General features: G+C 56.4%; 24 protein-coding genes. 4 read left to right on the top strand and 20 right to left on the bottom strand.

Annotated elements, in window-relative coordinates; translation table 11 throughout:
* Positions 1-22: 22 nt before the first annotated feature.
* The 7 genes from WCX49_RS04260 to WCX49_RS04290 all read right to left on the bottom strand — a co-directional run bounded on the left by WCX49_RS04260 (position 23) and on the right by WCX49_RS04290 (position 5369).
* On the bottom strand, positions 23-625 hold the full coding sequence (locus WCX49_RS04260) for a LysE family translocator (protein ID WP_345986340.1): 603 nt from the start codon (positions 623-625) through the stop codon (positions 23-25).
* Complete coding sequence (locus WCX49_RS04265; protein WP_345986341.1) at positions 622-984, bottom strand: cupin domain-containing protein; 363 nt, start codon at positions 982-984, stop codon at positions 622-624. The genes WCX49_RS04260 and WCX49_RS04265 overlap by 4 nt, the downstream gene beginning before the upstream one ends.
* A gap of 79 nt (positions 985-1063) precedes the next feature.
* Positions 1064-2005 carry a DUF4238 domain-containing protein gene (locus WCX49_RS04270; protein WP_345986342.1) on the bottom strand — a complete coding sequence of 314 codons (942 nt, stop codon included), beginning with the start codon at positions 2003-2005 and terminating at the stop codon, positions 1064-1066.
* A gap of 408 nt (positions 2006-2413) precedes the next feature.
* On the bottom strand, positions 2414-3274 hold the full coding sequence (locus WCX49_RS04275; protein WP_345986343.1) for an EI24 domain-containing protein: 861 nt from the start codon (positions 3272-3274) through the stop codon (positions 2414-2416).
* Positions 3271-3780, bottom strand: coding sequence for a YtfJ family protein (locus WCX49_RS04280; protein WP_345986344.1), 510 nt, complete (start codon positions 3778-3780; stop codon positions 3271-3273). The genes WCX49_RS04275 and WCX49_RS04280 overlap by 4 nt, the downstream gene beginning before the upstream one ends.
* Before the next feature lie 62 nt (positions 3781-3842).
* The gene (locus WCX49_RS04285; protein ID WP_345986345.1) at positions 3843-4808 is read right to left on the bottom strand and encodes a DUF3137 domain-containing protein; all 966 of its coding nucleotides are present in this window, start codon (positions 4806-4808) and stop codon (positions 3843-3845) included.
* 6 nt (positions 4809-4814) lie between these two features.
* On the bottom strand, positions 4815-5369 hold the full coding sequence (locus WCX49_RS04290; protein ID WP_345986346.1) for a LemA family protein: 555 nt from the start codon (positions 5367-5369) through the stop codon (positions 4815-4817).
* Between the two features lie 124 nt (positions 5370-5493).
* Between WCX49_RS04290 and WCX49_RS04295 the strand changes: the two genes are divergently transcribed.
* Positions 5494-5763 carry an acylphosphatase gene (locus tag WCX49_RS04295; RefSeq protein ID WP_345986347.1) on the top strand — a complete coding sequence of 90 codons (270 nt, stop codon included), beginning with the start codon at positions 5494-5496 and terminating at the stop codon, positions 5761-5763.
* Here WCX49_RS04295 and WCX49_RS04300 read toward each other — a convergent pair.
* From WCX49_RS04300 to mgtE, 10 genes are all read right to left on the bottom strand, one after another.
* Positions 5760-6992, bottom strand: a complete 1233-nt coding sequence (locus WCX49_RS04300; protein ID WP_345986348.1) for an NAD(P)/FAD-dependent oxidoreductase — start codon at positions 6990-6992, stop codon at positions 5760-5762. The genes WCX49_RS04295 and WCX49_RS04300 overlap by 4 nt on opposite strands.
* Positions 6993-7233: 241 nt before the next feature.
* Positions 7234-9624, bottom strand: coding sequence for a hypothetical protein (locus WCX49_RS04305; protein ID WP_345986349.1), 2391 nt, complete (start codon positions 9622-9624; stop codon positions 7234-7236).
* Between the two features lie 251 nt (positions 9625-9875).
* The gene (locus tag WCX49_RS04310; protein WP_345986350.1) at positions 9876-10553 is read right to left on the bottom strand and encodes a YggS family pyridoxal phosphate-dependent enzyme; all 678 of its coding nucleotides are present in this window, start codon (positions 10551-10553) and stop codon (positions 9876-9878) included.
* Positions 10550-11602: an RIP metalloprotease RseP gene (gene rseP / locus WCX49_RS04315; RefSeq protein WP_345986351.1), complete on the bottom strand. Its 1053-nt coding sequence runs from the start codon at positions 11600-11602 to the stop codon at positions 10550-10552. Before rseP ends, WCX49_RS04310 begins: the two co-directional genes overlap by 4 nt.
* A complete protein-coding gene (pgsA, locus tag WCX49_RS04320) occupies positions 11599-12153 on the bottom strand; it encodes a CDP-diacylglycerol--glycerol-3-phosphate 3-phosphatidyltransferase (protein ID WP_345986352.1) in 555 nt (184 codons plus the stop codon). The genes rseP and pgsA overlap by 4 nt, the downstream gene beginning before the upstream one ends.
* The gene (locus WCX49_RS04325) at positions 12153-12929 is read right to left on the bottom strand and encodes an enoyl-ACP reductase (RefSeq protein WP_345986353.1); all 777 of its coding nucleotides are present in this window, start codon (positions 12927-12929) and stop codon (positions 12153-12155) included. Before WCX49_RS04325 ends, pgsA begins: the two co-directional genes overlap by 1 nt.
* On the bottom strand, positions 12930-13826 hold the full coding sequence (dapA, locus tag WCX49_RS04330; RefSeq protein WP_345986354.1) for a 4-hydroxy-tetrahydrodipicolinate synthase: 897 nt from the start codon (positions 13824-13826) through the stop codon (positions 12930-12932).
* Positions 13823-15082 carry a pitrilysin family protein gene (locus WCX49_RS04335; protein WP_345986355.1) on the bottom strand — a complete coding sequence of 420 codons (1260 nt, stop codon included), beginning with the start codon at positions 15080-15082 and terminating at the stop codon, positions 13823-13825. Before WCX49_RS04335 ends, dapA begins: the two co-directional genes overlap by 4 nt.
* 41 nt (positions 15083-15123) lie before the next feature.
* The gene (locus WCX49_RS04340; RefSeq protein ID WP_345986356.1) at positions 15124-16182 is read right to left on the bottom strand and encodes a quinone-dependent dihydroorotate dehydrogenase; all 1059 of its coding nucleotides are present in this window, start codon (positions 16180-16182) and stop codon (positions 15124-15126) included.
* A gap of 49 nt (positions 16183-16231) precedes the next feature.
* Positions 16232-17581: a magnesium transporter gene (mgtE, locus tag WCX49_RS04345; RefSeq protein ID WP_345986357.1), complete on the bottom strand. Its 1350-nt coding sequence runs from the start codon at positions 17579-17581 to the stop codon at positions 16232-16234.
* Positions 17582-17730: 149 nt separating this feature from the next.
* Between mgtE and WCX49_RS04350 the strand changes: the two genes are divergently transcribed.
* Positions 17731-19293 carry an inorganic phosphate transporter gene (locus WCX49_RS04350; protein ID WP_345986358.1) on the top strand — a complete coding sequence of 521 codons (1563 nt, stop codon included), beginning with the start codon at positions 17731-17733 and terminating at the stop codon, positions 19291-19293.
* A gap of 95 nt (positions 19294-19388) precedes the next feature.
* Here WCX49_RS04350 and WCX49_RS04355 read toward each other — a convergent pair whose 3' ends face one another.
* On the bottom strand, positions 19389-19946 hold the full coding sequence (locus tag WCX49_RS04355) for a PAS domain-containing protein (RefSeq protein ID WP_345986359.1): 558 nt from the start codon (positions 19944-19946) through the stop codon (positions 19389-19391).
* 133 nt (positions 19947-20079) lie between these two features.
* Between WCX49_RS04355 and WCX49_RS04360 the strand changes: the two genes are divergently transcribed.
* Positions 20080-20511 (top strand): hypothetical protein, encoded by a 432-nt coding sequence (locus tag WCX49_RS04360; RefSeq protein ID WP_345986360.1) that lies wholly within the window; start codon positions 20080-20082, stop codon positions 20509-20511.
* A 19-nt stretch (positions 20512-20530) separates the two neighbouring features.
* Here the strand turns inward: WCX49_RS04360 and cysS are convergent, their stop codons facing one another.
* Together cysS and murJ are read right to left on the bottom strand one after the other, a co-directional pair.
* Positions 20531-21931 (bottom strand): cysteine--tRNA ligase, encoded by a 1401-nt coding sequence (gene cysS / locus WCX49_RS04365; protein WP_345986361.1) that lies wholly within the window; start codon positions 21929-21931, stop codon positions 20531-20533.
* On the bottom strand, positions 21918-23324 hold the full coding sequence (murJ, locus tag WCX49_RS04370) for a murein biosynthesis integral membrane protein MurJ (RefSeq protein WP_345986362.1): 1407 nt from the start codon (positions 23322-23324) through the stop codon (positions 21918-21920). The genes cysS and murJ overlap by 14 nt, the downstream gene beginning before the upstream one ends.
* A 207-nt stretch (positions 23325-23531) precedes the next feature.
* On the opposite strand from murJ, the gene WCX49_RS04375 reads away from it, so the two are divergent.
* Positions 23532-25397: a hypothetical protein gene (locus WCX49_RS04375; protein ID WP_345986363.1), complete on the top strand. Its 1866-nt coding sequence runs from the start codon at positions 23532-23534 to the stop codon at positions 25395-25397.
* Positions 25398-25472 lie beyond the last annotated feature (75 nt).

Genomic DNA, 25472 nt, shown 5'->3' on the forward strand with positions numbered 1-25472 from the left:
TTTTGATTGGTCTCCTGTTTTGTCAGGTTCTATAAAGCAATAGTGACCCTGTGCCGATCATTACACTCCCGGCAACTTCATTCATGTGCTTTTGCGTCCGTTCGTTTTTGAAGAGCTGCCTCGCACGGGATGCCGAATAGGCATAAAACGACATAACCGCACCCAGAATGGAAGAGACGATAAAGGCTATGGAGAAAATATCCAAACTGCTCAATGCATTCAAGTCTACAAATGTGGGTAGAAATCCCAGATAGAACAAGATGACTTTTGGATTGCCGAGCGTTATGGAGAGGCCGCTTAAAAAGCGGTGCTTTTTTGAAGCGGCAATTTCCATTTTTTCCGGATGGGTGCGCCACAATCTAATCCCAAGCCAAATCAGGTACCCCGCACCCAAATACTTGATGATGAGAAACATTGTCTCAAATGTTTCTGCTATGGCTGCAAGACCAAAAATCGCGAACAGAAGAAATATCAAATCACCCGTAACAATCCCTGCGATAACAGGTAACGTATTTCTGAATCCCGAAGCCAAAGCCTTGGATACGGTAATAAACACTCCGGGCCCCGGTGTCACGGCTAAAACAAACATGGCGGCAGATAAACCTGCAATACTGTAAAAAGTCATGGTTCTACTCTAATTTGTGATGCATTTTCTCGATCACCATGGCTGGGTGGTGTGGATACCACTAAAAACGCTAAATCTTTTTCATGTTCATTGCTTAACGTGTGCGCAATACCTGCAGGAATATGAAAGCCTTCATTGGGATGGAGGATGTGTATTTCGCCTGCTACTTCAAGCGTTGCAATGCCGGAAAGAATATAGAAAAATTGCTCCGCCTTCTTATGAAAGTGGCGAGTTTCATAGGAACCTTCGGGCACGCGTTCCTGAATCACGCTTAGGTTTTTAGAAGCGGCAAGGTGCCAACCTTCACAGTTGGTAGCCCATAAATAATGGTCAGCATTTTTCGTAGAAACGATTGGCATTTGATACTCCTATGTCTAACGTTTAAAATGAGCAATCAAAAAGCCGCCCGCGGGTTTTTGATTGGTCTCCTTTGGTTTGTTATATAGTGACATTACGCTTGTCCAGAAATTTCATCATTTCATAATTTACTTCATCGGGATTCCTATGTGTAATCATAAATTGATGTACATTTAGCCAAGTTTTGAGATTAATTGCAGATGCAGTATCCCCTTGAAGCGAATAGTATTGTGAATGAGGTTGCTCGAACATGTCATCCATAATCAAAACACGTGTTGGACTAATTGGAAATGTAATTTCTGTACCTTTTGTATTAAGACCATAATTTCCCATCTCTCCAATAAGTCTATTGGAAATTATCAAAGGATTATCAGAAGTAATAAATTGTTCGGACTCTGAAAAAACTACTGACCAACGTTTTTTCATGAGCATTTCTGCAATTTCAATTGCCGATGATTTTATTGTGTCAACAAAGAATTTTTGTTTGTCATAATCTTTCGGATTTGAATATCTACCCCAATCAGATGAATCAAATTCAAAAACTCCTTCTTTTGTCTTAATGCTGCCAATCATGGGGTTTCCATTTTCATCTTTAGGGAGAGAATCATAAAAGTCAATCATTTGCTTTTGTAAATGATCATATTCATTAAGTCTTTTTGGATGTCGTAGGAGCATCGTAGCTAGAAACAATGAAATACCTTTTCGGAAAGCCTCATTGTTTAAATCAATAAAGCTATTTGCAAAATCCGGCCAAATTTGGCACATTAATGATTCAAGTGAAGCTAGTTCATCTTCCATCTTCCAACATCGTTCGCCATTTTCATCTTTTGGCGAATACAAATAACGCTTTGCAGCAATATCTTTTATATTGACTTTGGTTGGATCACCTTCCTCTTTTGAAAAAATCCAAACTTGTGATTCTTTTTTCTTCCTCGTATCTAAAGTAGCAAACTCTTTTAAATAAAAGCGAGGAACCCAATGCTGTTTTATAGGTTTAGGCTGTTTTTTTGTAGACTCAGACAATTTTCTTCCTCGCTATATAACTATTTATTCATTCCCAAACTGTGTCATATTGCTGGAATATCCTTTGATATTCGGAACCCATAAGTGTCCCAGTATTGGATATTTAATCGCAATATTAAACAAATTGAAATATATATGTTAATACTACGCTTTTTTTCTAAAATTATTTCTGTTTGAACGTCCTCGGTATTTTGATACTCGGACAAAGTGTCTGTCTATCATTGAAAGATGTGCTTATTGGACACTATGTCCTGCGTATTGAAGGATGAATATTATGTCGAAAAAAAAACTTCTTGATTTTGGTCGGGCACAAAAGCGTCGAAACGAGGATGATCTACACCCATGTCGTGAAGGAGCTGAACAAAGAGAGCATCAAAAGCCCGCTGGACTTTTGAGGGAAGGGGAAGGTTACGACGGCAGTACGTCCTGCGAACCGTTCGGGATTTTCTCTGTCGCACTTTTTGCGGCAGTGACGCTTTCGTGGTGCGCTTCGACTTCGACCGTCTTGCGGAACATGGAGTGCGTAAGGACGATGACGTTGAACACCGGGGTGATGTAGGCGGCGAAGGGGACCAGCGAGAGCAGGTAGAGTCCCAGCGTCGTCATCCTCACCTGCCCGCCGTGGAAGGCCATGATGAGCTTGAAGCGCTCCTTCGTCGTCGTTTCCGAGGCGACGTCGAGCAGGTAGAGCTTGTGGAACAGGTAGTAAAAGGGGAGGTTGAAGGCCACGAGGTTCAGCAGCGGGACAAAATAGAAGGGCGTCAGCACCAAAAAGAGCAGGAGCATGATGACGACGTGCTTCAGCGAGGCGAGGAGGATGCCCAGGATGGAGCCGTGGTGCTCCAGCGGCAGGTGGCTGTAGTGGCGCCGGTGTATCTCTTTGACGATGTAGGGGGTAAGAAAGCCGATGATGATCAGCGCGATGAACATGGCAAAGATGAAGGTAATAAAGCCGCCGACGGTAAAGACGATGAAGCTGACCAGCCACGAGGTGACAGTATGCTCCATCAAGAAGCGCAGGATGGCCGAGCCCCCTTCGACCGTCGTTGTTTCGCTCTGCGTCTCCACCACGCCGTTTTGCTGTGTCTGCTGCTGATGCTGCTCTATCTGAAGCGTACTTTCCCGCAGGGAGTCTATGCCGGCGTCGGCAATGCCGAAAAAGAGGGTGTACATGAGCAGGATGGTACCCAGGAAAGGGATCAGGGCAAACTGGAGCATCCGTTTGGAAAAGAAGTCGCGGATGCTGATGGAGAGGAGTGTTTCGTTCACATATGTTCCTTGATCAGTGAGATAATCTCGGCGAAGCTGTTTTCGGGTACCTCTCCCTCATGGAGATAGAGGACGTTGCCGCTTTTGTCCGTGATGATGATATCGGAGTTATCGTCGGCGACCTTCCAGGCGGAGACCCCTTTTTTATGCATATCTTTGACGTAGATCGTATCGGGGAACTTCTCCTGCTTCGCCTTGAGCGATTTGGCGATGGCGAAATTGGGCAGCCAGGTCGCTTCCATGTTGATGACGGCGACGGAGGCGAAACGGCTGCGGTCGAAGTCCTCCGCCTTCAGGGCATCGGAGAAGGGGTTGTTGAGGTCTTTCTCGTCCGGGTCGACGTAGAAGATGACGTGGACCTTCTCTCTGAGCTCGTCGCTGCTCCAAGGAGTGCCGTCGACTTTGCCGCCGTCATCGCCGTTGAGCGAGAGCGGGGGGAGGGGCTCGCCCGTCTGCAGGGCCATGAGGCTAAGCGTGAGCGCGAAAAGGGTCAGGAGGATTTTCATAGGGATCCTTTGCGTGGTTTGGACGATTCTAGCATGGAAAGGCTTGGTTCCCGATCGCCCGGTCAGACCTTGCTCCAGAGCTTCTCGTTGAGCTTCAGCTCCTCGACGATCCCGATGGAGGAACGCAGGGTACGGATGTACCCCATGGCCTGTTCGATGGAGAGCAGGGAGGCAAAGACCGTCGGTTCGAAGAGGTCCTTGTCGTAGTCGACGGCGATCATGATCTTCTCGCCGTTGAAGGAGACGTAGATCTTGCTCTTCGTATCCTGTTTCAGTTTGAGCAGCCGCTGCATCATCGTGTGCGTCAGGATATAGCGCGCTTCGATCTGGTCGGTGCCGTAGACGACGAAGGCTTTCTCGAACGCGGGGTCGTCCATTTTGACGAGCTGGTCCTTGGTGAAGTTGCGCGACTGCAGCATCCCGCCGATGTAGGAGCCGAAAAGGTTCTCGGCGAGGTCGGGAAGAATGAGGGTGCGCCCCTTGAAGTGTTTGTTGAAGTCCGCGACGATGAAGAGCCCCTGGAAGATCGTCGACCAGTGGGTCCTGCCTTTGGAGTCGCGGCTGCGGTGTTCGGCATGAATGTCGGAGAACTGCAGGGAGATACCGTCGATCTGTCCCCGCACGAGGTCGTTGCCACGGAAACGGTCGACACGCTTATCGAAGAGGCGGGAGAACTGGAAGAGCGACTGGGGGATGAAAGCGTCCGGGGCGTAATGGAGCTCTTTCTCGATCGCCTCGATCAGGGGCCGGATAATCTTCTCCTTGAACCCGCTGCGATAACCGCTGACGAGCATCCGGTAGCCGAAGCCGCCGATGGCCGTCGCCCCGACACCGATCCAGATAAACGATTCGTTAAAGCAGTGGCAGCTGTTGTAGATGAAAGCGATGATCAGCAGCGACAGCGCCCCCAGGATGCCGAAGAGGGTCAGGACCTTCTTGCGGACCGCGTGGCGCTCCTGCTCCAGCTCCTGCAGGGAGTCGTAGAGTTCCGTATAGTAATAATCGGTGAGTTCAGAGGCGCTCTTCATCAGGGGTTACTGTTTGAAAAGGGCTCCGACATCGACGTTTTTGCGTTCGTCCTCCGTGATTTCGAAGACCTGTTTGCGGGTATAGTGCATCATATTGGCGAGAATGTTCGTCGGGATCATCTCGATGGCGTTGTTGTAGTCCGTCACGGCCTGGTTGTAGGCGCGGCGGGCCGCGGCGATCTGGGCTTCGATCTCGGAGAGGCTGCGCTGCAGGTGCATGACGTTTTCGTTGGCCTTGAGGTCCGGGTAGTTCTCCACCGCGACCATGATGCTGCCGAGCGCAGAGGTGATCTGCTTGTCCAGGGCGATCTTCTGTTCATCGGAGATCCCCGGTTTCATCGCCTGGGAACGCAGTTCGGTGACCTTCTCCAGAATGCCGCGCTCGTGCTGCATATACTGCTGGACGGAGCTGACAAGGTTCGGGATGAGGTTGTAGCGTTTTTTGAGCACGGCATCGATGCCGGCGAAGATGTTGTCGACCTGGTTCTTTTTGGCAACGAGACTGTTGTACATCAGGACGATGATGACGACGATGACGGCAATGATGATGAGCGCGGTCATGGGGATACTCCGGGGAAATGATTTGGTTTATTGTACTGAAAAAGGGTACGAATCCGTAAACGAGGGGGATAAGTAAAAAGCAACGCAAGGGCCGCTACAATTGAAAAAAGCACAAAGGGGCAGCATGCAGAGCAGACGATATTCGGTCCGTGGCCGGGTGCAGGGGGTGTGGTTCCGCGCGACCATCCAGCAGCATGCCCGCGAAATGGGGTTAAGCGGCTATATCCGCAACTGTTCCGACGGCAGCGTTGAAGCCGCCGTCAGCTGTCCCAATGACGACTGTTTCGACCAGTTCGAACGGCTGCTGTGGGAAGGGTCGCCGCTGAGCGTCGTCGACAATGTCTCCTACGACATCATCGAAGAGATTTTCGAAGGGGATTTCGAGCAGCGCTAGGCGGCGCTCTCTTTGGCGGCGTGCAGCCCCGCCAGGTAGCCGCTGCCCCAGGCAAAATGAAAGTTGAAGCCGCCGCGGTGCCCGGTAATGTCGATGACCTCCCCCGCAAAAAAGAGCCCCTCGACGAGTTGTGACGCCATCGTTTTGGGGTCGATGGCCTCCGTTGCCACGCCGCCGCCGGCGACTTCGGCATGCTGGTAGCCGTGGGTGTCGATGACGGTGAAGGACCACTGCTTGATGATATAGGCCACCTTCTTTGCCGATTTGGCATTAAGGGCGCTGCAGGGCAGATCGATGGCGAGCTTCTGCACCTGCAGCAGCGGCCGTATCAGTTTGCGCGGCAGCAGTCCGCAGAGCAGATCGTAGAGCGTGTCATCGGGAATCGTTTTGGCCATCTGTTCGATCTGGGAGGCGAGCGACTGCACGGTAAATCGCGGAAGCAGGTCGATCTTCACGGTGACGTAGGCGTAGGCCTGCAGGGCCCGCGACGCGGCATGGGAGAGGTCCAGGACGGCAAAACCGGAAACGCCGTAGCGCGTGAATAGCAGATCGCCTTCCTCCTCCTTCACGGTCGCGTTGTCAACGAGCAGCGTCACCCGCGCGGTCGTCTTGGTACCGGCCATCTTCTCCAGCTCCGACGCATCGAGATGCAGCCCGACGAGCGAAGGGAAGGGGGGCACGATGCGGTGGCCGAGCGCTTCGGCCATCGCCATCCCGCTGTCGTTGCCGCCGAGCTGCGGTGCGGCGGGCGAGCCCGTCGCGATGATCAGTCGTTCATAGCGGCGTGTCTCCTCGCCGGTCGCGACGGCAAAAACGTTTCCCTCCGCCGAGACTCCCGTGACATAGGCGCCGTTCTCAAAACGGACCCCCCGGTGCTGCGCGGCACGCAGCAGGACGGCCTGCACGCTGCGCGCCTCCTGGCTCATGGGGTAGCATTTGCCGTCCTCCCTGATCTCCAGCAGCAGGCCGAGACGTTTGCAGAAGCGTTCGAACGCGGTGAAGTTCATCGTCTCCAGCGCAAAAGCGGCGAAAGTAGGGGCTTCCCCTTCGAAATCATCCAGGTCCGAGGTCGTGTTGATAATGTTGCAGTGCCCGTTGCCCGAGGCGAGGATCTTTTTGCCGGGTTCGGCATTCTGCTCGTAAACGGTGACGTCGGCACCCGCTTCCGCTGCCGTGATGGCGGCCATAAGCCCTGCGGCACCGCCGCCGATAATTGCGATCGTACTCATAATGGGATTGTAGTGGCTGTCGGGTTAGTTTCGGGTTAGATTATTGAAAGTAAAGACGTTTTGGAAAGTGATAAAGAAGAGCGCGGTTCATCTGCGCGTGCACCGGAGGAAATACTCTTGGAGTGTGGGCTTTACGCCGAGTAAAACTTGCGCGCCCTGAGCAGGGCGAAGAAGTCCCCGTGGGGGATTAGCGTAGCCAAAGGGGATTTTGCTCCTTTGGCGTATGGTTAAACGGTCTGGATTAGTTCCAGCCGTCTTTGACGATCTGAGTCGATTTGTTGTACGGATACTTCTCGACCAGTTCTTTGACAGAGAGTTTCTGATCGCCGCTTCTCATGAAGTGCGCCAGAGTAACAGATGCCCAGTAGTCGTCAGCATATGCTGTGCCTTCGAGCTGAACCGGAACACCTTTTTTGTTGACGGTGTGACATGCGGAACATGTGACCGGGCCAGCGTATTCGCCATCCGGGCTGTACTGCAGCGCCTGCTCATGCGTCGTGATGTCAACCGTGCGGTTCGGTCCGTCATAGCGTGTCGTATAGAGGCCGTGTGTGGACTCGTGACATGTCTGACAAGCCAGGTCGCCGTGCGCTTTGGAGTAGCGGAACAGAGACAGTTTGTTGTTCTGGTCGATCGGGAAGTACTGACCGCCTTCACTTTCAACAAACGGAGCGATGTGACAGTCTGCACAGTGCGGTTCTGCCGCTGACAGCCACCAGTCGTTACCGCCGGATGCCGCTGCATACGGTACTGCGCCGCCAGTCGGGTGGTTCCACGGTTTCAGGTCAAGACCGTCTTTGGCGACGTTTTTGACGAGGACGGCAGATTCGTGCTCAGAGTAGTACTTCAGGACTTCGTTTTCGCCGGATGTTTTCGGGTCGGCAATCGCTACGAATTTCTTCATGTCGCCGCCTGCAACCGCATTGACGATCTCTTTGAGAGACTTGTTACGGATGGATTTACCTTCGAGGGTCTGAACCGTTTTGAGGTCATCCAGTGCCTGCATTTTCTGCGCGACTTTCGTGTGACAGTTCGTACAGTACAGACCGCGCATTTTGGAAACACGCTCACCGTTCTCATCTTTGTGTGCGACTTCGTTGAGCTGGAACTTACCGTATTCGTTCAGGAAGAACGGCGGTTTGGCATCCGGGTTGGAGTGCGCGTCACGGCGGACATAACAACCACCACCGCTGGTACGGACATCACCCTCAGAGAAACGGCCTTCACCATAGCGGTCAGCAACACGGTACGGGTTCGTATCGTCGTTCATGCTCGGGTTCTGGAAGTGTGTCGGGTGACAGGACTGACATGCTTGTGAGCGGCCAGCGGCATCCGGCATCGGAACCATGGAAAGGTGGAAGCTGTGAATCGCTTCGGTCAGCGTTTTAGCCTTGACAGTCTTGTAGCCTGTCGCACCCGGACGCGGTTCTTCGAGGTTACCGGAGACGTTGTCACCGTGACAGTCGGCACAGTTGACCTCACCGGTCTGACCCAGACGGTTGGAAGACGCTTTGTCGTTATAGTGCTTCAGGAACGTCGTGCCGTGGTGGGCGTCGTGGAGCGAGAGAATGTTGATGGATGCTTCACTGAGGCGTGCCATGTATTCACTCTCATCCGGGTAGGTTTTCCAGTAGGCGTACTCTTTGTCAGACTGCGTCAGACCTTCGTCGCGTGCCATCTGGGCAGCTTTACCCTGGCGGGAGTGACATGCATAACAGTTCGGGATGTCGACCGGGTTCGTACCGAAGTATTCAACGATCTGACCGTTTTCATCCATGATCGGGCGACCGTTCTGGTCGTGTACCTGGACCGCGGACTTCTGGAACGGCTGGAAATCTTTTTCGGTAACGGAACGGATTGTCCCTCTGCGTGTGGAGTCGTTGAACGCCGTCAGCGGCAGACCCAGTGCATCCCAGAGGTGTGATGCCGTCAGAACGAGCGGGATGTTCTGGACCGGCGGAACCAGTGTGTTTGTGAAGACGACGTTGCTACCGTCTTTACCGGAATACTCGAGGTAACCGCCGGCGATGTGCTTGCCGGTCGGACCGGAATCGATAGGTACTTTAATGTCTTTACCGACAAAGAGGCGGTCTTTCGCCGTTGCACCTTTAGGAATCGTACCCTCAAGATCTTTATAGATAAAGAGGTGTTTCCAAACATAGTTGGCCACGTTATCGCCCGGGTCGTCCATACGGCCGTTGCCGTCGACGTCTTTGGCGACAGACCAGTACTTCATCTTGTTGCCTTCACTATAAGAGTTGTCTTTCGTATAGTAATAGAGCTTGACTTTGTCATCCGGTGTCAACAGTTTCGGCAGTGCGCCGTCCGTACCGGATTTTACAGCCTGGGACTGAATTGAGTTATAGGGCGGAATGACACAGCAGTAGCTCATCTCAAAACCGACACAGTGCATACCCAACTCATAGTTGACGAACGCATTGATCTCGTTTTTGGGATTGTAAGCTTTTACTTTCTTTCCACCGATTTTCATTTCAGTCGGCTTGAGCAGAGTCATACTAAACGGCGGGTTCTTGTCATACTCTTTGACAGAAGCCGATGCAGTACTGGACAGTGCAGCCAGGGTGAGCGCCGCTGCCGTCATAACAGAAACGCCACGAAGTTTTCGATTCATCATGTACTCCTCAGTGATAGAAATCCCGTTAGTTTTGCATTTGTTTTTTTAATCTATCTTTAAAGGGAAAAAACTTAAATGGCACTGTGATGAACGTGTGATAAAAATAAGAAAATACTATACTTGCAGCTTATGGTTCCGTTACGAAAAAATAATACGTGATGATAGTGTGATAATTATTGCCTATTTTTAAATAGGTTTTTTTAAAATATATTGAGAAGTTTTGTTAAAAAAAAGTAAAGGTTGGCGCGTCAGCGCCCGGGGAAAAGGAGGGAACCGAGGCGCACCATCGTGGAGCCGCAGGCGATCGCCAGTTCGAAATCGCTGCTCATCCCCATAGAACAGATCTCGGCCCCTTTGAGCCCGTCAAAGATCTTGCGGGTCGTCTCAAAGCTCTGCTTGATATGGTCGTTGTTCTCGGTGTGGGCCCCGATGCTCATCACGCCGCGCAGGTCGATGCGCGGACAGGTTTCCGCGATCTGTGCGTAGATGTCGGATGCTTCTTCGGGCATGACGCCGGACTTCGTCTCCTCTTTGGCGCTGTTGATCTGCAGCAGGCACTCCATCGTTTTGCCTTTGGCCTCGAGACGCTTGTCGAGGGCCTCGGCCAGTTCGAGCGAATGCAGCGACTGCATCAGAAAGGGGTCGAGGTCGATCAGCTGGTTGATCTTATTCTTCTGCAGACTTCCGATGAAGTGCCACTCCAGGGGCAGATCTTCGAGCGTTTCCATCTTCGATTTGAGGTCCTGGACCTTGTTCTCGCCGAAGGCGCGCTGCCCGATCTCGTAGAGGGACTTGACGGCATCGGTGTCGACGTATTTGCTGACGGCGACCACTTTGACGATGTGGTGCTCGCTCACCAGAATACGTGCCCGTTCGATCCGTTCGACGATCTTGTCGATGTAGATTTTATACTCTGTCTGTGTCATTGCATCAACCTGTTGATATCGTTATAGAGCCCGAGGCTCATCAGCCCGAGCAGGATGCCCCAGCCCGCGATGGTGAGCTTGAAGAGGATCGCTTCGCTCGGGGCGCGCCGCATCACCATCTCGTAGAGGTTGAACATGATGTGGCCGCCGTCGAGGGCCGGGATCGGCAGCAGGTTCAGAACGCCGAGGTTGACCGAAATGAGCGCTGCAAAGAAAAAGACGGCCATCCAGCCGCTCTCGCTGGCGTCGGCGGTGATCTTGACGATGGTGACGACGCCGCCGAGTTCCGAGGTCGGTACGGCACCGGTGATGAGTTTCTCCAGGCTGATGAAAATCAGCTTCGAGGCCTCCCAGGTCTCATCGACGGCGTAACCGACGGCGCCGAGCAGACCGAGATCGAGCGCGTGGGTCTCCCCGGCGGAACCGATGCCGACCATCGGGCGGTAGACGGTCTCGCGGAACATGTTCTGGGTCTCGGTCATTTTCGGCGTGACGGCGATGGTCTCGACCATGCCGTCGCGTTCGATACGCAGCGAGATCGTACGTTCGGCCCGCTTGACGACATTGGACATCTCATCCCAGGTGGTGACGGTTTTACCGTCGATGGCCAGGATGCGGTCGCCCGCTTTCAGCCCCGCCGCGGCGGCCGGCGACGCTTCTACGACGCTGCCGATGACCGGGGAGAGGACCTGCGGCCCGCCGAGGGCGATCAGGAAGTAGAGGACGAAGGCCAGGCCGAAATTGGCCGCGGGGCCTGCCAGCAGGATCGCGATGCGCTGCAGGGGCGTTTTGCTGTTGTAGCTGTCGGGGTCGGGACTCGTCTTGGTCGGGTCGCTGTCGTCCTGCCCTTTCATGCGCACGTAGCCGCCCAGCGGGATCGCCGCGATGCGCCATTCGGTGTTGAAAGCGCGGAAGCTGGCGAGTTTCTTGCCGAAGCCGATGCTGAAGACTTCGACATAGACGCCCAGGCGGCGGGCCACGGCGAAGTGGCCGAGTTCATGGAAAAAGATCAGCGCCGAGAGGACGAGGAGGGAGATAAGCCAGCTCATGCCGCGTGGTGCCTTGCATAGGTGCGCGCGAAGCCGACGACGTATTCGGCCCCGGAGTAGACGGTGAGGACGACGGCGATCCAGAGCAGGATGTCACCGCCGGGCCAGTGCATCAGCAGGAATCCGACGGCGAACATCTGCGCGACCGTCTTGACCTTGCCGGCCCAGGAGGCGGCGATGTCGATCCCCTCGGAGATAGAGACGGTCCGAAGCCCGGTGATGAAGAGTTCCCTGACGATAATAATATAGATGGCCCACGGGGAGGCGGCATCGGTCATCATCAGCCCCAGAAAGGCGGCAAGAATAAGCATCTTGTCCGCCAGGGGGTCGAGGATCTTGCCCGTCATGGTGATCTGGTCGAGCTCTCTGGCGATGTAACCGTCAAAGAAGTCCGTGGCGCTGGCGAGGACGAAAAGGAGCGCCGCGACATAGTAGTTCCAGCTGATATCGATCCCTTGGGCCGTAAAGGCCTCCGGGTTCAGGATGATCCAGAACATCAGCGGCGCGATGACGATGCGCGACAGAGCCAGGGAGTTGGGCAGGTTAAACATTATTTAAAGGTCGTCCCGCCGTCGACGACAATGGTCTGGCCGGTGATCCAGCTTGCCTCTTCCGTACAGAGGAAGTAGACGGCGCCGGCGATATCTTCGGGCTGTCCCATACGGCCGATCGCGGAGCGTCTGACCGTCTCGGCCTTGACCTCTTCGTAGTTGGTGAAGGCTTTGAGGGCATCGGTGTCGATTGGGCCGCCGGAGACGGCGTTGACGCGGATGTTCATCTCGCCCAGCTCCACGGCGGCGTAGCGGCTCATCGCCTCGACGGCAGCCTTGTTCGTGCCGTGGCCGGCATAGTTCTCGATGTAGACGAGGTTCCCGGTACTGGACATCGTGACGACGGCACCGCCGCCGACCTTTTCCATGCGCTTCGCCGCTTCCTGGGTTCCCATGACGAAGGCGTTGACCGTCGCAGTGTAGATGTTGTTCAGGCCGCGGGGCTTGAGGCGCATGAACTTGCCGTAGCCGCCGACGACCGGACGGCCGTAGATCATAGCATTGGAGACAAAAAAGTCAATACGGTCGAAATCCTCGTCGATCTTGAGGAAGAGGGGCTTGAACTCGTCGGGTTCGAGGATGTTCAGTGCATAGGCGCGCGCCTTGATACCGTACTCAGCTTCCCAGGAGGCCGCCAGTTCGTTTGCGACGGCTTCGTTGCTGTTATAGGTAAAGGCGATGTTGACGCCGTTAGCGGCAAACTTCTCGGCGATCGCTTTGCCGATCCCCTTGGTTGCCCCGGTGATGACCAGTGTTTTGCCTTTCATCTCTGACATTTAGTTGACTCCTACGATGGTATAGTTTTTCATGACTTCTTCGATGCGCTTCATATTCGCCGCGGACGGCGGAACGAGCGGCAGGCGGTATTCGAGGGTATCGATAAGCCCGGCGATATACATGGCCGCCTTGATCGGAATGGGGTTGGCCTCGCAGAAGAGGACCTGGTTGATCGGCAGCAGCTGCTCGTTGAGCGCGCGCGCCGTGGCGTAATCGCCTGCGAGCGCGCTGCGGACGAGGGCACTTTTCATATCGGGCAGCAGGTTCGCCGTGACCGAGGTGATTCCCGCACCGCCGGCGGCGAGGATGGGGTAGTCGATGGCGTCGTCGCCGCTGAAGACCTTGAGCTCCGGACGGCGCGAAAGCAGGTCGACGGTGCGCTCCAGGCTCCCGGTGGCCTCTTTGATGCCGAAGATGTTCGGCAGGTCGTCAAAGAGACGGATGACGGTGTCGGCGGAGATGTCGGACATGGTGCGTCCCGGGACGTTGTAAAGCATGAACGGCAGTTCCGGAACGGCTTCGGCGATCGCCTTGTAGTGCTGGTACAGCCCCTCCTGGGAGGGTTTGTTGTAGTAAGGCGCGACGGAGAAGATCGCGTCGACGCCGCAGTCGCGGGCACGGATGGCCGTGGTGATGGCTTCGGCGGTGGCGTTGCTGCCGGCACCGGCGAGGACCTTGGTCTGTGTCCCTTTACAGACGTCGACGGCGATCTCCATACAGCGGATATCTTCATCCGCCGTCAGGGTCGCGCTCTCCCCGGTCGTGCCGACGGGACAGACGGCATCGATCCCGTTGTCGATCTGCCGCTGGATCAGCGCCGCGTAGGTCTGTTCGTCGAGTTTGCCGTTTTTGAACGGGGTGATCAGCGCGGTGCTTGAACCGGTGATAATGTTCATTGGTCTGCCTTTCTCAAAATGATGGTCGTGGAGTGCTTGTCGTCAAAATAGGTCTGTGCCGTCTTCTGGATCTGCTCGGCCGTGAGTGCGGCGATGTTCTCCTCGTAGGTCTCCAGCGGTTTCAGGTCGCCGCGGGCGAGGTAGCCGCCGAAGAGGTCGGCGACGGAGCTGGCGCTCTCCAGGGAGAAGATGAAGTCGGCTCTGGTGTTGATCTTGACCTTCTCGAGCTCGGCCTTGGAGACGGGGTGTGCTTTGATCTGGTCGATCTGCTCGTGCAGCGCCGCTTCAACGTCCTCGGCCTTGATGCCCGGGTTACAGGCCGCCAGGAAGATGAAGACGCCCGGGTCGATGTTCTCCATGTTATAGGCGTAGATCTGGTTGACCAGGCGTTTCTTGTCGACGAGCTCGCTGTAAAGGCGGCTGCTCTTGCCGGAGCTGAGCATCTCGGAGATGGCGGAGAGGGCCGGCTGGTCCGGGTGGCGGAAGTCGGGGATGTGGTAGACGATCGCGATCATCTCCACTTCGCTCTCTTTTTCGATGAAAGCGCGCTTGGCGCCGTCCTGTACCGGCTCTTTCGCCAGGACCTTGGGGATCTCGCGGCTGTTCTTGACGGGACCGAAGTGGGTCTTCGCAAGGGCGAAAACCGTTTCGGGCTCGATATCGCCGGTGACGATCAAAATAGCGTTCTGCGGCTGGTAGTAGGTCGCATGGAAGTTGCGGATATCGTCGATGGTCCAGGTCTGGATGTCGTTCATGAAGCCGATTGGCGTCCAGTGGTAGGGGTGGTAGAGATAGGCGTTGTTGAACAGACGGAAATAGAGGTACCCCAGGGGGTTGTTGTCCGTGCGCCAGCGGCGCTCTTCGGCGACGACATCGCGTTCGGGCTGGAACTCCTCGTCTTTGAGGCTCAGGTTGGCCATCAGCTCCGCGAAAAGGGAGATGGATTTTTCCGCATTCCCCGTGGAGCTTTTGATGAAGTAGTGGGTGTAGTCGAAACCGGTGGAGGCGTTGTTGACGCCGCCGACGCTCTTGACCTCTTCGTCGAACTGGCCCGCTTTGAGATGCTCGGACGATTTGAAATTCATGTGTTCGAGCATGTGCGCGATGCCGCTCTTGCCCATCACTTCGTTGCGGCTTCCCACTTTGTAAAAGACATCGGTCGAGATGACGCCGGTGCCGTTGTGCATAGGGATGACGACGACCTGCATCCCGTTTTCCAGTGTCTGCGTTTCATAAGGCGGCAGTGAATTTGCCATAAGCGTTCCTAAGGTGAAAAATAGTGCGATAACCGTTCTGATCATCGTCTGTCGGCTCCGATAGCCTCGGTGATATTGCTGTAACCGTCGCGCTTCAGCAGGTCGACGAGCCCGCGGTTGATCTCACCGATGAGCTCCGGCCCTTTGAAGATCAGGCCTGAATAGACCTGGACGAGGGAGGCACCCGTTTTGATACGGCGGTAGGCCTCTTCGGCGCTGTCGATCCCCCCGACGGAAATGAGCACCGTTTTACCGAAGAGTTCCTTCGCCACGGCTTCGAAGATCGTGAAACTCTTCTCCTTTAAGACTTTGCCGGAGAGCCCGCCGATCGCTTTGGGGTGGGCGACCAGGGAGTAGTCGACGGTCGTGTTGGTCGCGATGATCCCGTCGGCCCCTTTCTCGACGGCCAGGGTCGCCAGCGCCACGGCCTGTTCCGGGGTCATGTCCGGGGCGATCTTGAGCAGGATCGGTTTGTCGGTGAGCGCTTTGGCCTCGGCGAAGAGCTCGGCGATGAAGGTTTCGTTCTGCAGGTCGCGCAGGCCCGGGGTGTTCGGCGAGGAGATGTTGATGACGAGGTAATCTCCCAGGTCGTGCAGGCCGCGGATGAGCTGGGTGTAGTCGCTGATCGCGTCCTGCTCCGGGGTGACTTTGTTCTTGCCGATGTTGACGCCGATGGGGGTCGTGAAGGGGTAGCGCGCTTTCAGACGCTGCTGCACCTTGTACATCCCCTCGTTGTTGAAGCCCATGGCGTTCTGGATCGTCTCTTCCTCGACGTGGCGGAACATCCGCGGTTTCGGGTTGCCCGGCTGCGGCTGGGGCGTGACGGTGCCGATCTCGGTGTAGCCGAACCCGAGCGCCTGGATGCCGCGGATCATCGTCGCATTCTTGTCGAAGCCCGCCCCCAGGCCGACCGGGTTGGGGAAAGTACGCCCGAAGAGCTCCTGGTTCAGGATCGGGTCGGCGACAAAGTGCTTTTCCAGCCAGCGGTTGAAGAGCGAAGGGCAGACGTTGGCCGTGCGTAGCAGGGTTGCCACGACGTGGTGGGCCGTCTCCGGCTGGAGTTTGAAAAGCCACGGTTTGAGGGATTCGTAAGCGATCATCACGTACCTGTTTTTGGCAGGATTATACTTAATAATGATTTACGGTCAGTTAAAACAGGAAGGTTTGCGCCAGGAACAGGAAGATAAAAAAGCCGAAAACGTCGGTCGTCGTCGTCAGGAAAATCGACGAGGCGAGGGCGGGATCGATGCCCAGCCGGTGCAGTCCCAGGGGGATGAGGGTGCCGGCCGTTCCGGCGATGAGCAGGTTGGAAAGCAGGGCCCCCGCGACGATCGCGCTCAGCCGGATGTCGCCGAACCAGAGGTAGACCACGAGCGCGGCGACGACGGCGATGGAAAGTCCGTTGGCCAGGACGATGAGCGCCTCCCGGCGCACGGCGGCGGAGACCCCCTCGTACTCGATCTCCCCCAGGGCGATCTTGCGGATGGTGACGGTCAGCGCCTGCATCCCGGCATTGCCGCCGAGGGCGGCGATAATGGGCAGCAGGGCGGCCAGGGCGATGTAGGAGGCTATTGTCGCGTCAAAGAGGTTGATGACGGCGGAGGCCGCCAGGATGGCGACGAGGTTGAACAGCAGCCAGATCAGCCGCTGGTGCGCCGCGCGGGAGACCGAACTCTCTTCGGCCTCGTCGTCGACCCCGGCCAGACCGTAGGCCTGGTCCGTTTCGATCTGGCGGATCATGTCGTAGATATCGTCGTACACGATCCGCCCGATCAGCTTGCCTTCGCTGTTGACGACGGCGATGATGTTGAGGTCGTACTCCTCGAAAAGCCGGACGACATCCGCAATTGGCGAGGCGGGACGGATGGAGAGGGGGGCTTTGCGGTCGCCGCGCTGCAGGATCTCCCCGATGGTCGTCGTATCGTCGAAGAGGATCAGGTCGGTGAAGTGCAGGGTCCCGAGCAGCAATCCCTCGACATCGGTGACAAAGAGCTTGATGATCGGTGCGGCCGGTTCGTTCTGGCGGAAAAGGCGGATGAGCGTTTTGACGTCGCCGACCGTGTCTGCCGGGTGGGCGGCCAGGAATTCGCGCTCCATGTAGGCACCGGCCTGGTCCTCTTCGTATTGGGAGAGCTCCAGGACCTCCCGCCGCTCCTCATGGGCCATGAGCGAAAGGATACGCTCGGCCAGTGTCGCATCGAGCTGGCGGATATCCTGGATAAGGTCGGTCGCCTCGTCGCTTTCGATCGCTTCGGCGGCCCGGGCAAGCCGGTGCGGGGGGAGGCGTTCGGCGGCGGCGGCAAACGCTTCGGCGGGGAGCTCGAGCAGCACTTCGCCCAGGTGCTGATGGCTGAGTTTGCTCAGATTTGAAAAGAAGAGCCCGATGTCGTAGGCATGCAGTTTGACGAGGCTTTTGGCCATGTCGGTGGGGTTGAACCGTTCGTGCCCCCCGGCCACGGCATGGATGCGGTCGACATGCTTTTTGATCTTCGGCTTCATACGTTAATCGTAGCAAGCGTTCCTGAAAAAGAGGGCGGGTCGTGACGGAAACGCCGAAGATGCCGCTGAAAGAGACCGAAATGTTGCGCATGTAATGCGGCCGTAACGGGGCTGGGGAATAATCAGACGTTCATGACGTAGGAGTCACCATGCCGCACGCATCGAAAGAAAACCTCTTTTTTGCCGCCCTTCTGAGTGCCGCGAGCTTGTGGTTCGTCATCTGGGGGATGGGGTATACCTACCACCACCATACGCTTATTTTTCTGCTCGCGACGCTCTTTATGGTCTTTATGGCGTTCAATATCGGCGGGAACGACGTCGCCAACTCGTTCGGGACCAGCGTCGGTGCCGGCACCCTGTCGATGAAACAGGCGCTGGTCGTCGCGGGGATTTTCGAAGTGAGCGGCGCGATGATCGCCGGGGGAGAGGTGACCGACACGATCCGTAAGGGGATCGTCGACCTGGGCGGGATCGACGTCTCGCCGATGGAGTTCGTCTATATCATGATGTCGGCACTGCTCGCGGCCGCGGGGTGGCTGCTGATCGCGACACGGAAGGGGTGGCCTGTTTCGACGACCCACTCTATCGTCGGCGGGATCGTCGGCAGCTCCATTGCGCTGGGGATCGTCATCGACGGCGCGGAAACGGCGCTTTCGATGGTGCACTGGCACAAGATCGGCCTGATCGCGTCGTCGTGGGTGATCTCGCCGCTGCTCGGCGGTCTGCTGGCCTACCTCCTCTACGGCGCGATCAAAACGTACATCCTCGGCTACAACGAGCGGGCGTCGGAGAGGCTCAGAGCGCTCAAACTGGAGAAGAAGGCGCTGCGCCGGGAGTATGAATCCCAGTACATGGCGATGGCGCCGGAAGCGCGGATGGCGGAAGACCTGAAAGTCGTCGAGGATTCCGAGGCGGAGCACGAGGATGACTTCTCCCCTGCGGAAATCGAATCGATCTATTACAAGAAGATGTATGCGCACCGCAAACGCAAGGAGGAGATCAAGGCGTACCACGCCCTGCAGAACTGGGTCCCGCTGATCGCCGCCTTCGGTTCCATGATCATCACCGGCATGGTCATCTTCAAGGGCCTCAAACACATCGACCTCGATTTCTCCACCCTCAACAAGTACCTGATCATGTTCATGATCGCTGCCCTGGTCTGGATGGCGGTCTTTATCTATGCGAAGACGATCAAGGGAAAGAACCTGGAAAAGTCCACCTTCATGCTTTTCAGCTGGCTGCAGGTTTTTACGGCGTCGGGGTTCGCCTTCAGCCACGGTTCCAATGATATCGCCAATGCCATCGGACCGTTTGCGGCGATTTTGGATGTGCTGCGCACAGGCTCGGTGGCCGGGCAGGCGGCCGTCCCGCCGCTGGCGATGCTGACGGCGGGGATCGCCATGGTGGGCGGGCTCTGGTTCGTCGGGCGCTTCGTCATCCAGACCGTCGGGCACGATCTGACCAACATGCACCCCGCATCGGGCTTTGCCGCCGAACTCTCCGCCAGCGCCGTAATCCTGCTGGCGACGACCTTCGGGATTCCGGTATCGAGTACGCATATCCTCATCGGTGCGGTACTGGGGGTCGGGATGGTCAACCGGCAGACGAACTGGGCGCTGATGAAACCCATCGCGCTGGCATGGATCGTAACGCTGCCGATTGCGGCGTTGTTGTCGGCACTGGTCTTTATGGTTTTGCGGAGTCTGCTGTAACGGTAGAAAGGGTGAAAGAAGCGGGGGGATTGTGCTCCTGTCGGCGCCATCGCGGTCGCGCGGCGTCACTGGAAGCGCTTGTCTCTGGGGCCTGATTACCCGAAAAGTTTTTTCATCGTCGTAAAGAAGATTTTGAAGAGGCCTTTGTTGCCGACCAGGTCGTTGATAAACTCGTCGTAGCTTTTTCCTTTCTCTTCGAGGTAGCCGCGCAGGTATTTTTCGGAGCCTTCCACACCGCTCTCGTTCTCGATCTCGACCAGTTTTTTGTAGATCGGCTCAATGGTTTTGATGACGTTGTCGGGTGCCGCTTTGCGGTAGGCGGTGTAATTGACGATCTCGTTGGTGATCTTGTCCGTTTTCGGTTCGAAGTCGGTAATGACCCAGTAGTGACGGCCGTCTTTGGCACGGTTTTTAACGACGGCTAAAATGTTGTGCTTACTCTTGATACGGTCCCACATCATTTTGAAGATGACTTTCGGCATATCCGGATGACGGATCATATTGTGCGGGTGGCCGATGAGCTCGCTCTCTTTGTAGCCCGAGATTTCGACAAAATAGTCGTTCCCATACTCGATGATCCCCTTGGGATCCGTTTTACTGACAATATATTTTTTCGGGTCCAGATCAATACGATCTTTAACAAAACCTGACATCAAATAACCTTTTTAATAATTTGCACCGTTATTAACGGTTACTGAAAAAGTTTAACGATCGTTAAATAAATTCAACGTTAAGCTAGTATAATTGTTTCTAATTTGAAACAGATGCTAAAGTGAGATGACAAATATGAAAAAAATTGATGCGCTTCAAGTGGTCGCCCAGGCAAAAAAACTGCAGAACGGCGAAATGCAAAAAGTACTGTTGATGGTCAAAAAAATCCCGCTTGACGGGGACGAGATTGCGACGAGTTATCTGGAGTGCGGCGTCGACAAAGCGCTGCGCGACGATGAAGAGGGGCTGAAAAAACTGGTGGGCGCTTCACTCATTGAAGAGATCGAAGAGCTGCATAAGCAGTGGCATGAGGAGTACTACAAGATTTATGAACTCTACCAGAAGGAGAAGGGGCTGGTTTCGAAACTTTTCGGCAGCCAGCCGAAACTGTCCGAACTGGACCAGGAGAAGGTGATGAATTACAGCAACGACCTCAAAGAGCTGACGCGCAAGATCATCTACAAGCTCGAAGCGGCCGAGGGGCGTCTGAAACTGCTGCGGGGGTAAGCGCCGCCGTGTCGGGCCGCTATTCCGTTTTTTCCCAGAAGGTCCCCTGCGGGGTGTCCATCAGCTGAACCCCCAGGGCGCTGATCTCGTTCCGGAGCGCGTCCGAACGTTCAAAGTCCTTCGCCTGCTTGGCTTCGTTGCGCGCCGAGATAAGCCCCTCGATTTTTGCTTTCGTCTCTTCATCGATCCCATGCTGGAAATACGCGTAGGGGTTCAGCGTCCCGAAACCGAGGAGCGATTCGACATAGGCGAGGTCGGCCAGCACTTTGCGTTTGAAGCCTTTGTCTTTCGGATTGGCATCGAGCCCCTCGTTTGCCGCGGCCATCATCTCATCGAGCAGCGCCAGGGCTTTTGAGATATTGAGGTCATCCCCCAGCGCTTCGAGCAGTGCAGCCTGGAACGGCGTCTTCTCCTCGACCGCTTTCATGCCGAAGAGGCGTTTTTTCAGGCGGTAGAGACGGTCGAGCCGTTTTTTCGCGGCCAGCAGGTCTTCTTCGTTGAAATTGAAGTCGCTGCGGTAGTGGGTGCCGAGCAGGAAGAAGCGGAGCACTTCGCCGCTGTAGGCTTTCAGCGCATCCTTGATGAAGAAGCTGTTGCCGAGGCTTTTGCTCATCTTCTCGCCGCCCACGGTGACAAAGCCGTTGTGCATCCAGTAGCGTGCCAGTTCGTGTCCCGTGGCGCAGCGGGTCTGTGCGGCCTCGTTCTCGTGGTGAGGGAAGAGCAGGTCGGCCCCGCCGCCGTGGATGTCGATGGCGTATTCCATGTGGGTGCTGAGGTGTTTTTCGATCATCGCCGAGCACTCCGTATGCCACCCCGGGCGTCCTCTTCCGAAGGGAGAGTCGAAAGCGACGGCGTCGTCCTGTACCCCTTTCCATAGCGCGAAATCCGCCGGATGGCGTTTCTCCCCGTAGCTCTCGACGCGCTGCTGGGTATCGGCCTCGTCCTGGCGCCGGTTGGAGATGCTGAGATACCCGTTGTCGCTCCCCGTATCGAAATAGACGTCGCCGTTGCTCGTCTGGTAGGCGTGGCCGGTGTCGAGCAGTCTCTGGATGAGGTCGAACATCGCCTCGAGGGATTCGGTCGCCTTGGGTTCCAGGGTGGGGCGCTGTACCCCCAGTGCGCTCATATCGCGGTGGTAGGCTTCGGTATAGGTGTCGGTCAGCTCCGTGATGGAGATGCCCGCTTCGCGGGATTTGTTGATGATCTTGTCATCGATATCGGTGATGTTGCGGGCATAGGTGACATCGTAGCCTTCGGCTTCAAGCACGCGGCGAAGCAGGTCGAAGACGAGGGCGCTCTTGGCATGGCCCAGGTGGGCGTCGTCGTAGACGGTCGGGCCGCAGACATAAAGCGATACTTTGCCCGGGATCAGCGGCTCGAAGCGGCGTTTGGTCTTGGTGACACTGTCAAATATATGCATGCATCAGCTCCTTGAATGCGAGGACGGCCAGGGTGAAGAGTGCGACGGCAAACAGCCACCGGAGCCCGTTTTTCGGGCGAATTATAGCAGATACGTGTGCCCGTCCCACGGCCCGCAGCGTGGCCGCGAGGGCGACGGTGCCGCCGAGCGACGAGGCCAGGGCCAGCCCCGCGCCGCCGAGGGGGGCGATAAGCGCCAGGGAGAGCAGCACGTTCGTCCCCAGGCTCCAGGTCGCGATCTTCGCCGCTTCACCCTGCCGGCGCTGGGCGTAGAGCCAGAGCGAAAAGAGCTTGCCCAGACCGAAGGGGATGAGACCGATGAGGTACATCTGCAGGATCAGGGCCGTCGCAGCCGTGTTGTCAGCGGTAAACGCCCCGCGTTCGAAGAGCAGTTGCGTGATTTCTTCGGCCAGGACGATCCCGCCGACGGCCGAGAAGCTGAGCAGGTAGAGGAGGAACCAGAACGCCTTGGCCAGCATGGTGTGCGCCTGCGCCTCGTTGTCGTGTTTGAGGTGGCGGGAGATCCTGGGGAAAAGGGCGATCGATGTGGCGATGGCAAAGAGCGCCAGCGGCAGCTGGAAGACGCGGTTGGCGTAGTAGAGGTAGCTGATCACCCCGGCGCTGAGGAAACTGGCGAGCCAGGTGTCGAGGAACGCGGCAATCTGCGCCGTCGAATTTCCCCAGACCGCGGGGAAGAACTCGCGGGTGAAACGGCGGGTCTCCTCCCTGATCCTGGCGGCTTTGCGGCCGTAGTAGCGGATGCCGCCCCCGATGAGGCGGTGGAGGTTCAGGCCGCGGATGGCCAGCAGGTGCACGAAGAGCTGGGCAAAGCCGCCGAGGACGACCCCGTAGCTCAGATAGAGCACCACGGTCTCATCGCTGCCGTCACGGGCGAGCAGCAGGGCGATGATCAGGGCGATATTGAGCAGGCCGGTCGCAAAAGCCGTGGTGGCAAAGTGGTTTTTGTACTGCAAGAAGGTGCTCAGAAAGGTGACGGCGAAGATCAGCGGCAGGTAGAAGAAGTTGATGGCGACGTAGGGGGCGGCCATCTGCACCGTCTGCGCGTCGAACCCCAGGGCGATCACCTTGGCCGCGAGGGCGGGAAAGAGGTTGACCGCGAGGGTCATCAGCAAAATGATGCCCAGGAAGACAAGGAAGATGTGGACCGAGAAGACCGCTTTGTGCTTCGAACGGGTAAAGGCGGGGAGGAAGGACTGTGTGAAGGCCCCCTCCGCAAAAATACGCCGGAAAAGGTTTGGGAGTTTGAAGGCGATAAAGAAGATGTCGCTGTAGATATTCGCGCCCAGTACCGACGCGGTGAGCAGATCGCGGGCAAAGCCGAGGATGCGCGAAAAGAGGATGCCGAAACTGTTGGTAAAAATGGATTTAAACATCCTGTTCCCCCCGGCAGGTCTGCGGCGCGTATCGTCTGTTCATCATGGTTGGAACTCCCTCTTATAAGCAGGGATTCTAGCACAGGGGAACCCAAAAATATCACCTGGGGAGCGGAAGGATCACATAAATATCACAATAAACAAATTAACACAGAATTAACGCTTTTCTCTTAATATGCGCTTTGATTTTGATATTAGGAGATGTTAGTGAATGTTATTTTAAGAAAGAGTCTGCTTTTGCTGGGGCTGCTGGTCACCCTTGCAGAGGCGGAAGATACCTATTTTACGTCCTATCACTTTATGGGCTCGGGCAACTGTATACGCTGCCACAACGGCATGACGGACAGTTACGGCAACGATATGTCGATCGAGACGGCGTGGTCCTCCACGATGATGGCCAACTCCTCCAAAGACCCGATGTGGCGGGCGAAAGTTCGCAGCGAGATCAACCGCAACCCGCACCTGGAGGGGGTGATCAACGATAAGTGTACACGCTGCCACGCCCCGATGGCGAATGTCGAGGCGCACGGCTCCGGCGATGATGTCGCGATCTTCGGCAACGGCTTTCTGAACCCGAAAAACGCGCACCATGATGAGGCCCTGAACGGGGTGAGCTGTACGCTCTGCCACCAGCTCAAGGACAACGGCAGCCTGGGAACGCTTTCAGGCATGTCCGGCGGTTACGAGGTCGACGACAGCCGCACCATCTACGGGCAGTACGGCGACGTCTTTGCCGGTCCGATGATGAATAACCTCAACTATACGATCCGCCAGAGCGACCACATCAGTGCTTCGAAAATGTGCGCGACCTGCCACAACCTGAAAACGCCCTACGTCGACGAGAACGGCAACGTGCTCAGCACGACGTCCGAGAGCGAGTTCCCGGAGCAGATGCCCTACAGCGAATGGGAACACAGCAGCTACGCCCAGAGCAAAAGCTGCCAGGATTGCCATATGAAGCGGGTCGACGGCGTGCGTATCTCGATGCGCCCGAACTGGGCGAATACGCCGCGCGACGGTTTTGCGCAGCATATGTTCGTCGGCGGCAACGTGCTGCTGCTGGACATTCTGAAAAATAACAAAAGCGCGCTGGAAGTGACGGCGAACAACTTCGACAACACGATCGCCAAGGCGGGCGAAATGCTCAAAAGCGCCGCCGCCATCGAGGTACTCCAGTCGTCACTGCAGCAGGGCACCCTGGACGTGGCGCTCAGGATCAGCAGCACGACGGGGCACAAGCTCCCGACCAGCTTCCCCTCACGCCGTGCGTTTGTACACTTCAAAGTGACGAATGCCGCGGGCAGCGTCGTCTTCGAATCGGGCCGGGTCAACGCCGACGGCAGCATCGAAGGCGCGGACGCGGACGGCGACGCTTCGGCCTACGAGCCGCATTACGACGTCATCACCTCGGCCGACCAGGTCCAGATCTACGAGACGATCATGCAGAACAATCTCGGTGATGTTACCTATACGCTGCTGCGCGGCATGGGGTATAAAAAAGACAACCGCATCCTGCCCGCAGGCTTTAACAAAGCGACCGCCTCTGCGGATATCCGCGTGCACGGCGCGGCGGAAAACGACGCCGATTTCATCGGCGGAAGCGACACGCTCTCCTACCGTGTCAGCGGGTTGCCGGAGGGCAGCTACCGCGTGGAGGCGGAGCTGCTTTACCAGCCGGTCTCCTACGCCTTTGCCCAGGATATGTTCAGCGACAGCTCCGCGGAAGCGTCGGCATTCCGGTCGATGTACGATGCGTCGGCGATGAAAACGGCGCAGATCGCGGCGGCAACGTTTGCGGTAGAGGGGAGCGGGAGCGCGCCGCTTGCGGCCTGCAGCGACGGTATCGACAACGACGGCGACGGCCTGGCGGACCTGGCAGACGCGGGGTGTGCCGACAGTGCGGACGATGACGAGACCGACACGGTCACACCGGTAACGCCCGAACCGCTCCCGGAGTGCAGCGACGGCATCGACAACGACGGCGACGGGAAGGTCGACATGCAGGACCCCAGCTGTTCGGATGCCTCCGACAACGACGAAACCTACCCGCTGAAACGCCGCGGCGGAAAATAGACGCAGCGCACCTTCCGGCGCCCGGAGGCCCTGTTGAGGGCCCTTCCCCTTTTACACAACTTTAACCCCCTTTGC

Origin of the sequence: Sulfurimonas sp. HSL-1656 (assembly GCF_039645585.1) — a bacterium.
Taxonomy (GTDB): domain Bacteria; phylum Campylobacterota; class Campylobacteria; order Campylobacterales; family Sulfurimonadaceae; genus Thiomicrolovo; species Thiomicrolovo subterrani.